Origin of the sequence: Schleiferilactobacillus harbinensis DSM 16991, assembly GCF_000425885.1 — a bacterium.
In the GTDB taxonomy this organism is placed as follows: Bacteria; Bacillota; Bacilli; order Lactobacillales; family Lactobacillaceae; genus Schleiferilactobacillus; species Schleiferilactobacillus harbinensis.
The window spans coordinates 24,794-34,880 of the sequence record NZ_AUEH01000033.1; the positions used below are offsets into that span (position 1 = coordinate 24,794).

Below are 10,087 nucleotides of genomic sequence, written 5' to 3' on the forward strand. Positions count from 1 at the left end.
CATTCATCCTCCTTTGATTCACAATTATCATACCATGGATATGTTGCAGACGGCTTACATTTGTGTTAGCAGTCAAAAAAGAAAGGAATCGGATACAATGTTGAGAATCGCAACAATTGGTACAAGTATGATTACCAACGAATTTATTGCCGCTGTGAAAGAAAATCCCCAAACCGAAGTCGGCGCCATTTATTCGCGGAATGCGGATCGCGGGGCAGCGTTTGCGACGACCATTGGCCTGCCCAACGTGCCGGTTTATGATGATTTGGATACGCTGCTGGCCGATCCAACCATTGATTTAGTCTACATTGCTTCCCCTAACAACCTGCATTTTGATCAAACCAAAGCGGTGCTCTTGGCTGGTAAACACATGATCACAGAAAAGCCGGCCTTTACCAACCCGGACCAGTTCGCTGTGATCGCCCGCTTATTGAATGCCCGCAATCACCAGTATTATTTTGAAGCAGCGCGGCATATTCATACGCCGAACTTCATTAAAATGCAGCATGCGCTGGCCGGACACACCGTGACCGGTGCGCTGCTCAGTTACGCGAAGTATTCCAGCCGGTATGATCAGGTCCTGGCCGGTGAAGAACCCAATATCTTCAGTCCCCGCTTTGCTGGCGGCGCTCTCCAAGATTTAGGGGTGTATTTGGTCTACGCTGCAATTGCCTTGTTCGGCAAACCGCTGGCGGCCCATTATGAACCGCACATGCTGACCACTGGTGTCGATGGCGGCGGGGTGGGCACCTTGACCTATCCCAACTTCACCGTTGTGCTGCGTCCGGATAAGACTGTGCAAAGCCGAGTGCCGTCAGAGATCTATTTAGGCAAAGATACGGTATGGACCGACAATATTGCGGAATTGCAACAATTACGTTACTACCACGGCAGCGGGGAGCAGTTTGACGATCTTGCCACGACTCAGCCGGCCAATGGGATGAGCAGTGAATTAGCCCGATTTGTCGATATTATCCAGCAAAATGATCGGGCCGCCTTCGCGGAACTATTCCAGTTGTCTGCCCGGGTAAACGAAGTCTTGTATGCACTGCGCCAGGATGCGGGCCTGCACTTTCCGGTCACGGTGGAGGCGGCAACTGATGACGAATGAAGAAAAAGCGGCCCAACTGTGGCAGCAGACGGGCTTTGCCCAGCAGACGGTGATCCAGACCGCGGTGGCCGCACCGTTGCTGGCCGGTCAGTCCGTCGCTGGCGTGGCGCCGACTGGTTCCGGGAAGACTCTGGCCTATGGGATCCCGACACTGAGCCGGCTCACACCGGGGGCTGGGTTGCAGTTGGTGATCATTGTGCCCGCCCAGGAGCTGGCGATCCAGATTCGAGATGTGTTGACGCCTTTGGCTAAAACGCTAGACCTTGGGTTCCAAGGCTTGATTGGCAGTGCCAACCGGGAGCGGCAAATCAAACGTCTGCGCGAAAAGCCCGAAGCGGTGGTCGCCACCGTTGGCCGCTTCATCGATTTGCTGGAAGAGGGCAAACTGCGGCTGGATACCGTCAAAACCCTGATCGTCGATGAGTTCGATTCGTTTGAACCGGATGCGTTGGCGGATATTCTCAGCATTCGCCGGGGCGGTCTGCCGCAAACGGCGAATCTGGGTTTGTTCTCGGCTACTGACAGTCAGGCAATTTTAGGCGAATTCAAGGCAGCGTGGCCAGAGTTGACCTTAGTCGACGAAACCAAGACGGACAAGAGCCGAGGGCCGGTCAAACATTTACTGCTGGATCGGCAGATGATCGGCAAAATTCAAGTGTTGGAGCGCTTAGCCCGGGAAAAGCACCAGCGGATCTTTGTCTTTTTCAACCATAAGCACGTCCTGCAAAAAGTGGCTAGTCAGCTGCGCTACCAGCATGTGCCGGCCAGTATGCTGATCACCGATGGCCGGCAAGTCCAGCGGGCTGAAGCCTTGCAGGACTTCCGCAGCGGGAAAGTACCATTACTGCTGACCACCGATGTGGCCGCCCGGGGGTTGGATGTGGCTGATGTGACGGCAGTGGTCAATTTTGAGCTGCCGGACACCTTGACGACCTACATTCACCGCACTGGCCGTACCGGCCGGCAGGGGGCCCCAGGGACGATTTATAACCTGGGAAATGACCATGATCTGCGGGATCTGCGCCATTTGGTGGGGGACCGCATTGCCCTAGAAACTGAACCTGGGGAAACTAAGCCGACGGCAAAGCATCAGCCGGCAAATTCCGCAACAACCAGTGAGCCCCCTGCACCCTCTGCGCGCAAACCGCGAAAGAAGGCGCTCACCAGTGCTGAAGAGGAGGAAGCCAGTGCCAAAAAGCGGAAGAAGCGCAAGGAACGCTGGCGGAACAAAAAGAACGTGGGCAAGCACTGGTAATTGTTATTTTAAAAATAACAGCCACCGGCTTCTCCAAAATCCCGGTCTGAACGCGTTTGCAGAGATGCAGACGCGTTTTTTACCGAGAATCATGAATTCGTTCCCAAAAGGGCCCAAATAACTGTTATTATTGTTGCTGGACGTTTTTTCAATGTGTTATGCTGAAAACGTGGGAAACAGCATAGCACCAAAAATCATTTAAGAAAGCAGGTGGACATATTGGCAGATGAAGATAACGACAACATGGAAGCTGTCATGGGTCTTATTATTAACGGTGGCAACGCCAAGAGCAGCGCCATGGAGGCCATTATGGCCGCAAAGAAGAACGACTTTGAAACGGCGGATCAGAAGCTGAAGGATGCGGATAACGCGCTGACGGATGCACACAACGCCCAAACGGGGATGCTGACGCAGGAAGCGCAAGGCAACCACGTCAAGGTCACACTTTTGATGGTCCATGCCCAAGATCACATCATGAATGCCATTACTTTCCGGGACTTAGCCGGGGAAATCGTTGATTTGTACAAACGGTTAGCTAAGGAAGGCAAGTAAACACCGACCACCTGTGCCGGTCACCGGGCGGTGGCCGGCCTTGCTGTCCTCGGAACCGGGGTGAGGGCAGGTGGGTGAAAAATCGAGAGGAGAAACTTCATGAACGGATTAATACGCTGGTTGGAGAAGTACATCGTGCCAGTGGCGACCAAAATCGGCTCAATTCGCTGGCTGGTTGCTCTGCGGGATGCTTTTATCGCCACAATGCCGGCCACTATGGCCGGCTCCATCGCATTAATTTTAAACACGTTTGTGCGGGATATTCCGACACAAATGGGTTGGACCAAATTTGCTGAGTCCATGCAATGGCTGATCGGGATCAACGGCCAAGTTTGGACCGGTACCATCGCCGTGATCGGCTTGATCTTTGCGGCGACCTTCGGCTATCATATGGCCAAGCAGTACAAAGTTGAGCCGCTGTCCGGCGGGATCGTGACCTTGGGTGCCTTCCTGATGGCCTTGACCCAAGCAGCTAATGTGACGACGGCATTACCGCGCGCCATCACGGGCGCGGCGGCTAAGACTTTGACGGAAGCCGGCGCGACGCTGACTACCGTTAAGGATGCCGCTACCGGCAAAATGGTGCATCATTTAGGTACCAGCGGCTGGGGTTTCTTCAATTTTAACGGCCAATTCGGTTCCCAAGGGCTGTTCACCGCCATGATCATTGGCGGCGTTGCCATTGCCATCTACATCTTCCTGATGAAGAAGAACATCACCATCAAGATGCCCGACGGTGTGCCGCCCGCGGTCACGCAAGCCTTCGCCGCGATCATTCCGGCGTCCGCGGCGTTCTATGTCGTCGGTATCTTCACTTGGGGCTTCACCAAGCTGACTAACCAAGCTTTCGTGGATTGGGTGGCCAAAGTGATTCAAGAACCGTTGCTGCATGCGTCCCAGGGGTATGGGATGGTTCTGCTGCTGACGGTTCTAGTCCAGATCTTTTGGTTCTTTGGGATCCACGGGACCAACGTGTTGGGCCCAATCCTGGATGCCATTTGGCTGACTGCCCAGTATCAGAACATCAATACCGCAGCGGCTAATCCAGGCGCTAAACTGCCATTCCTTTGGACCCGGACATCCTTTGACCTGTATGCTTGGATGGGCGGTGCCGGCAGTACGCTGATCCTGCTTATTGCGATTTTCATTTTCTCCAAACGGCCGGATGAACGCGCGGTGGCGAACTTGGCCATTGCCCCGGGGATCTTCAACATTAATGAACCGGTTATGTTCGGTCTGCCCATCGTGCTGAATGCCATCTACTTCATTCCGTTCGTGTTGGCCCCAACCGTCATGGTCTCCATCGCCTACTTCGCGGTGACCCACGGGTTGGTCGCCCCGATCAAGAACCAAGTGGTGTGGAATATTCCGCCGTTCTTCAACTCGTTCCTGGCCACGGCCGATTGGCGTGCGCCGGTATTGCAACTGATTAACTTCGCCGTGGGCTTCCTGATTTGGGCACCATTTGTTATCGCGTCCAATCGGATCAAGCCAGACGAGATTTCGTAAAGGAGTAATCAATTAATGATTTTCTTGAATGCACCGATCCAACAGGATAAGATTATTGCCTTGCTGGATGATCAAACTGTGAATGGGGTCCACTACAAGCTCACCAGTCACAATGGTATGAAACTGGTCTTCCAGACGGATGCTGACGACTTAGAGGCGGCGGCAGCCAATGCGAAGAAGGCAATCAAGGCCCAGCAGTGGGGCAGCGTGCTGTTCTTCCAGGCAGGCGTCGAGAAGTAATGCGCAAGCGCAGTCTGTTCATCATGAGCTTGGGCTTGTTGATGATGGTGTTTAGTCCCTTCTACGGGAGTGCCACCCATCTCAATTATTGGTGGCTGGGCGGCGGGGCCTTCGTGCTCCTGATTGGGATCTATGACGCTGTCATGGGTTATCGCTTAGCCGCCAAGGGAAAGGAGCATTCGCAGAAACATGGAGATTAAACAAACACTGAATGTGCCGGCGAAGTATCTCTGGCACAAAATCATCGAGTCCGTTTTGTATGATGCCCGGCGACAGACTGGGAAACCGCTTCAGGAGACCCAATTGGCCGGTCTGAAGTACACTAAAACGTTCGCCAATCACCAGCAGGCCACGTTGCAGATCCTGACCCTGGAACCGAATCAGGAGTATGCTTACACGACCACCACGTCCCGTAATGCGTACACGGTACGCTACGCGCTCACAGCGGTGGATGCAGAGCATACGACCCTGGTCTATACTGAAAAGATTGATTCCAAGGGCGGTCTGCAACGGGCCAACGATATCTTGACCAGTTTCCTGCTGGGTTGGGGCCGTAAGCGCAACTTCAAGAAGATGCTGGCGAAAATGACCGAAGAGTACCATCAAGACGGTCAGGCCGCCAGCTGATCACACTTTACAACCTGCGTGTCGTTCTATATCATAGACTGAGTATGTGCTCTTAGCTCAGTCGGATAGAGCGGCGGTCTCCTAAACCGCAGGTCGAGAGTTCGAATCCCTCAGGGCACATTTATATGTGTTCCAGGCTTTTCCAGCCTTAGCAGAAACGTTGATAATACAGCATTTCTGCTTTTTCTTTGTCCCCGGTTACCCCTGCTTATAAAGTTTCTGTGCGCAAACTGTGCGCAGTGGGGTGAAAAATGCTGTGCGCACAGCCACCCTGTGCGCAACGTACGGGCTCAACGGGTCTGGCGTTTCTCGGCTTCTTCTTCCCCGTCATCTCGCATCGCCGTAAGAGCGACCAATGTTTTGTTGCTCTCCTCGTTTTCCAGTTCATTGAGGACGTGGCTGTAGATCGAAAGGGTGGTGGTAATATCCCGGTGGCCGAGACGCTTTGAAATGTAGTAAACGGAGATACCCTTGAAAAGTAAATAACTGGCGTGGGTGTGACGCAAGCCGTGGAAGCTCAGGTCCTGGACTTCTGGACGGACTTCCACACGCTTCAATACTTTCCGCAGCATTTTGTTTACCCCTGACGATCCTGGCACGGTGCCTTGGGCATTTAGAAAAAGCAGACCTTGTGGATTAGCGATGTGCAACCGATTAAGCCCGAGCTCCTGCTGGTCCTTCAAGCGTTTAAAGAGGGTGAGCAGTTCATCGTTAACTTTGATGACCCGGTGCGACTGCATATTCTTTGTCTCTTTGAAGTGCCCGGGCTGCGTCCAGTCGTAAGTTTTGTTGATTCGGATTGTCTTGAAGGTCCAACTAATATCGTCCCAGGTCAATCCGCCGATTTCTGCAAGACGAGCACCAGTGTATAGTGCTGTGGCGATCATGTAGTTAGTCACAGTATTCAGTGTTGGGCCTTTGGTGACCGATGCCAGCACACGTTCTGACTCACCGGCGTTGAGATACTTCAAATCAGCCGAACGGCTCTGACGGCTACCGGTGGCGACTGCTCCACGGGTAAAATCCCTACGGATTTTATTTTCGTCAAGCGCGTTATTCACAGCCATCCGAATTTGACCGTTAATACGGACTGCGGTAGCCTTGACCCGGTCTTTTCCAATCTCGTTCAAAAATTTCTGATACTGATCATGGGTGATCTTCGAGATAGGTACGCCGGCAAAGTGATCGTTTAGGATGGTCAGTGTGTATTCATACCATTTCATTGATGCCGGCGCAACTAGCGGTTGCTTGTAGGTTAGGTACCAGCGCTTGAAATATTCCGGCAGTGGCTCCATGGACTCATAGAGTGTGCCATCCTCAAAGTTGACGACCTCATTCTTGCTGGCCCAGTATTTGGCTTCCCGTTGCGTATCGAACGTTTTTGCCTTAAACTTTCGCGTTCCATCTGGTGCGTAGTAAGGCACACGCGCCTGGAATCGTTTGCCGCGTTTTGTAATTGTAGCCATTGTGATTACCTCTCTTTCTGATATACTGGTGTATGCAAAGAGCGCGCACTACCAGTGCAGTTCTTGCTTGTCTGCTCACCCGTCCCGGCCAAAGGTATGGGGTGGGCAGTTTTTTTGTCTAGTAGCCGTAACCGTCCGGTGCTTTACCGCTGTCGTCAATCTTGGCAGCGTATACTAGTGGCACTGTGATTTTTCCGCCGGCCGTTGAATCATATGTGGTCGTTCCTAAACTCATACCGTAGAAAGTGATCTTGTCATCTTCCAGTACGCGAGATCCGTTCATGATTTCTGGGTTAAAGCCAACCAAAATAATATTGTCAATGTCGCCATCTATAGCCACACGTAAGTCTGTTTCATCATCGCCTTCGACGACTTGTATAACTTTGCCAGTGAATGAAACCTTTTTACCTTTGTAATCGTCAGGCGTTCTTGCCAGTTGGTCGAACGACGCCCCAGGCTGATAATCTGATGGGTTAAACGATGAAGACTCAGCAGCAGAGGACTCACTACTGGATTCTTCTTCAGACGATTCTTCACTAGAGCTCTCCTCACTAGAACCCTGGTCAGAAGTTAACACCGTACTAGTTGAACTGGGGACATTCAAGGCAATTGATTTGCCCTTCAGTTTATTAACATCTCCACCTATGCCTATCTTGCTTTTTGAAGCATAAAGCTTCAAATGATAGGGACCTCCCGCCCCGTTCGTGCGAAGGTGAAACTTTCCATTGGTAACCTTAACAACATCAAGGATGGAATCGTCCATTACGAAGGCGACGTACTTGGCGCCGGCTGGTGCAGTTCCTCCGACGTTCATATAGTGGTCTGAATCAAGTACAGCTTTACCGTTCTTGACTCCAGAGGTGATTTCAAATACCGGGCCGCTGCTGGCAGATGTCCCTGTCTTGCTCCCGTTACTTGATGTGGTGCAACCTGCAAAAAAGATCAGGCAGAACGCCAGTCCAACCAAAACAAAAGCTTTCTTCATGATTTTTCTCTCCCTATGCTACAATTATTGTTGCAAGCAATAATTCTCGGCCTCTTCCCATTGCAGTGGGGAGGGGCTATTTTTCTAGGTAGAAATTTTGGATCGTGCTATTTACCCAACTTTCAAGGCTGCTGGGAATACAGAGGTTGTCCATAAATTGGAATAAATTCGCATCCTCGGGTTCCACATCGGCAAAGTACAAGGGGACAAGTATTCCGACGGCACCACGGTTTGCAGCACCTTCTGACCCATATTTGGCGTAGCAGTTGTGATAGTAGAGTGTACCGGTATCTCCGTTAAGAATGTGTTCTACCTCGTGAGCAGCATGCATCGGCAGGGCATTGTGCTCTCGCCAGTTGCTGTTTAAGATGATCGTCCGCGTCTCACAATCAGCACACGGCGGAGTGTCTGGGTGGTGAAATGGTCTCATTATTACTGCTATGTCGTTGTCGTAGGCAATATTGAGCACCTGGCCAAGCAAATCCGAAATACAGTCATCCATACTATGCCCCTAACTTTTCTTCTTTTTAAGTTGTTCCCGGCGCCGCTTCAAAATATCCTGGATAATTTCCCAGTCGTCTTCCGGAATTGGCATCCCCTGATAAGTAAAAACGTTTGTTCCCGACAAGTCAACTGGTTTCTTTGAATCAGTTGATTGATCGTCAGTGTTGCCGAGTAGGTAATCCACGGAGACGTGGAGAACGTCGGCAACTGCCTGTAATTTGTCGGCTGCTGGTTTTGATGTCTTCCATCGATAAATTGCATTTGTGCCAAGTTCAGCACGGTTATTCAGCTCTCGAAGACTCATCCCTCTTTTTTTTGCAGTGGTTTGGATTCGTTCAAACAGCGTCATAAAGGCATTTCTCCTTTTTGACAGACCTAGTTTAACAAATACGTTCAAATAAGTGTTGCATTGTTTAACATATTCGCTTATACTAAGTTCATCAAGTAATTCAGTGCAACAAATCAGCACTACCGGCATTCAACTTTGGCGAGTGAAACTGGTAGAAGTATGGGTGCGTACCGCTTATTTGCTATACCCATAGTTTAGCGTATTTGTTAAATAGTTGCAACTACTTGATGAACAAATAACAGAAAGGACCGAGAAAATTGCCAGAAGAAAAATTAGTGCAACAGGCCGAGGCGGTTACCAAGCAAATCAAGATTGCTTTGATTGAGCGGGACGTAACCCAGCGGCGACTTTCAGTCATCATCGGTGAATTGCCACAGCAAGTCAGCCGCGCAATCAACGGCGGTATGGACCCGAAATCACGTCGGATTCGCCAGAAGATTTACAAGGTTTTGAAAATGGAAGAATCGGAATAATGCGGGGTGGGTGATCCAAATGCAGCAAGTGAAACTATCAACTGACACCGATATGGTTGTGCTCACTCAGACTGAACTAGATGAGTTGCGGAAGCAGTCACAGCAAGCGGTCGAAGAATCACTGATTGGAGCTCGCTGGACCATGACAGATGTCATAAAACGATTGTCCGGCTATCGGCGAGAGGAGCTGATAACTCGTGTGTTAATTCCCAACAAAGATGAGTTGGATAAAATTGGTGCAATTCTGTCTTGGCCGATCGGTCGCAGTGGCCGTTACTTGTTTAAGGCTACGGTCATGGCTCAGTGGATGGAGGACAACCTGGATCGCATCAGTCACGGAGGTTGGGATTAGGAGGTCAGCGTTAATGCTCACAATCGACATTCTTAGTTTCGTTCTTGGCGGCATTTGTCTACCGGCTATCTGGCAGATGATTAAGATTGCTATCAAATCTGTACTAGAGGGGGATGACTTCGATGACACTTGGGGACACCATCGAGCACCGTATCATGACGGTCGTTGAGTATCATTTCAGGGCCACTGACCAATGGCAGCGGGACTTCTCGCGGCACTTGTATCTGCGGCTCATCGCAAACAAACGAATGGAGGAACAGTAATGGACACACGATATATCTCATTCAAAACGGTCAGCCAAATCTATGACCGGAAGGAACGGCAGATGCGGGACGAACTTTTACAGATGATTGATTATTCGCGGAATAACGATGATCTGCTGGAAGACCCAGAGTATCAGCGGCATGTTGAACAGGCCGCAGCTGCACTTGATGATCTGGAATGGATTGACAGTAACGAGGCCAAAGAAAAAGCCGCCGACGAGGCAACGTCAGACGGCAATGTGAAAGGGAATGTTTTACATGAATAGCTTAAACCAAAACGAAGTATCTGTCACGAACTTCGGTGTCAAATTTACGCCGGCGTCTCTGGCTATCCAGAATTATGACGCCATGGTTGAGCAGACCAAGGCTATTGCCGCCAAGTACGCTAATCTGATGATCAC

The 10,087-nt window shown here is 50.9% G+C and carries 15 protein-coding genes and 1 tRNA gene; 12 read left to right on the forward strand and 4 right to left on the reverse strand.

Annotated features, from left to right (window positions below):
- Positions 1–97: 97 nt before the first annotated feature.
- From H627_RS0110460 to H627_RS0110495, 8 genes are all read left to right on the forward strand, one after another.
- Positions 98–1,111, forward strand: coding sequence for a Gfo/Idh/MocA family protein (locus tag H627_RS0110460; RefSeq protein WP_027828916.1), 1,014 nt, complete (start codon positions 98–100; stop codon positions 1,109–1,111).
- Positions 1,101–2,366: a DEAD/DEAH box helicase gene (locus H627_RS0110465; protein ID WP_027828917.1), complete on the forward strand. Its 1,266-nt coding sequence runs from the start codon at positions 1,101–1,103 to the stop codon at positions 2,364–2,366. The genes H627_RS0110460 and H627_RS0110465 overlap by 11 nt, the downstream gene beginning before the upstream one ends.
- Before the next feature lie 243 nt (positions 2,367–2,609).
- On the forward strand, positions 2,610–2,918 hold the full coding sequence (locus H627_RS0110470; RefSeq protein WP_063515804.1) for a PTS lactose/cellobiose transporter subunit IIA: 309 nt from the start codon (positions 2,610–2,612) through the stop codon (positions 2,916–2,918).
- A 99-nt stretch (positions 2,919–3,017) separates the two neighbouring features.
- Entirely contained in the window at positions 3,018–4,427 is a 1,410-nt protein-coding gene (locus tag H627_RS0110475) for a PTS sugar transporter subunit IIC (RefSeq protein ID WP_027828919.1), read from the forward strand.
- 15 nt (positions 4,428–4,442) lie between these two features.
- Positions 4,443–4,667: a hypothetical protein gene (locus tag H627_RS0110480; protein WP_027828920.1), complete on the forward strand. Its 225-nt coding sequence runs from the start codon at positions 4,443–4,445 to the stop codon at positions 4,665–4,667.
- The gene (locus H627_RS0110485) at positions 4,667–4,867 is read left to right on the forward strand and encodes a hypothetical protein (RefSeq protein WP_027828921.1); all 201 of its coding nucleotides are present in this window, start codon (positions 4,667–4,669) and stop codon (positions 4,865–4,867) included. The genes H627_RS0110480 and H627_RS0110485 overlap by 1 nt, the downstream gene beginning before the upstream one ends.
- Positions 4,857–5,294, forward strand: a complete 438-nt coding sequence (locus tag H627_RS0110490; RefSeq protein ID WP_027828922.1) for a DUF3284 domain-containing protein — start codon at positions 4,857–4,859, stop codon at positions 5,292–5,294. Before H627_RS0110485 ends, H627_RS0110490 begins: the two co-directional genes overlap by 11 nt.
- A gap of 46 nt (positions 5,295–5,340) precedes the next feature.
- Positions 5,341–5,414 (forward strand) — tRNA-Arg (locus H627_RS0110495).
- Positions 5,415–5,584: 170 nt separating this feature from the next.
- Here the strand turns inward: H627_RS0110495 and H627_RS17975 are convergent.
- The 4 genes from H627_RS17975 to H627_RS0110515 form a co-directional block, all read right to left on the reverse strand.
- Positions 5,585–6,760, reverse strand: a complete 1,176-nt coding sequence (locus H627_RS17975; RefSeq protein WP_051225358.1) for a tyrosine-type recombinase/integrase — start codon at positions 6,758–6,760, stop codon at positions 5,585–5,587.
- A 118-nt stretch (positions 6,761–6,878) separates the two neighbouring features.
- A complete protein-coding gene (locus H627_RS20685) occupies positions 6,879–7,745 on the reverse strand; it encodes a hypothetical protein (RefSeq protein ID WP_226999170.1) in 867 nt (288 codons plus the stop codon).
- A 76-nt stretch (positions 7,746–7,821) separates the two neighbouring features.
- A complete protein-coding gene (locus H627_RS0110510) occupies positions 7,822–8,247 on the reverse strand; it encodes a hypothetical protein (RefSeq protein WP_027828923.1) in 426 nt (141 codons plus the stop codon).
- A 9-nt stretch (positions 8,248–8,256) separates the two neighbouring features.
- Positions 8,257–8,598 carry a helix-turn-helix domain-containing protein gene (locus H627_RS0110515; protein ID WP_027828924.1) on the reverse strand — a complete coding sequence of 114 codons (342 nt, stop codon included), beginning with the start codon at positions 8,596–8,598 and terminating at the stop codon, positions 8,257–8,259.
- A gap of 257 nt (positions 8,599–8,855) precedes the next feature.
- Here H627_RS0110515 and H627_RS0110520 point away from each other — a divergent pair, with 257 nt between their 5' ends.
- The 4 genes from H627_RS0110520 (at position 8,856) to H627_RS0110535 (ending at position 9,952) form a co-directional block, all read left to right on the forward strand.
- Positions 8,856–9,071: a hypothetical protein gene (locus H627_RS0110520; protein WP_027828925.1), complete on the forward strand. Its 216-nt coding sequence runs from the start codon at positions 8,856–8,858 to the stop codon at positions 9,069–9,071.
- Between the two features lie 19 nt (positions 9,072–9,090).
- Positions 9,091–9,423, forward strand: coding sequence for a DUF771 domain-containing protein (locus H627_RS0110525; RefSeq protein WP_027828926.1), 333 nt, complete (start codon positions 9,091–9,093; stop codon positions 9,421–9,423).
- A gap of 122 nt (positions 9,424–9,545) precedes the next feature.
- Complete coding sequence (locus H627_RS20115) at positions 9,546–9,686, forward strand: hypothetical protein (protein WP_155827916.1); 141 nt, start codon at positions 9,546–9,548, stop codon at positions 9,684–9,686.
- Positions 9,686–9,952, forward strand: coding sequence for a hypothetical protein (locus tag H627_RS0110535; RefSeq protein WP_027828927.1), 267 nt, complete (start codon positions 9,686–9,688; stop codon positions 9,950–9,952). The genes H627_RS20115 and H627_RS0110535 overlap by 1 nt, the downstream gene beginning before the upstream one ends.
- Positions 9,953–10,087: the final 135 nt, after the last annotated feature.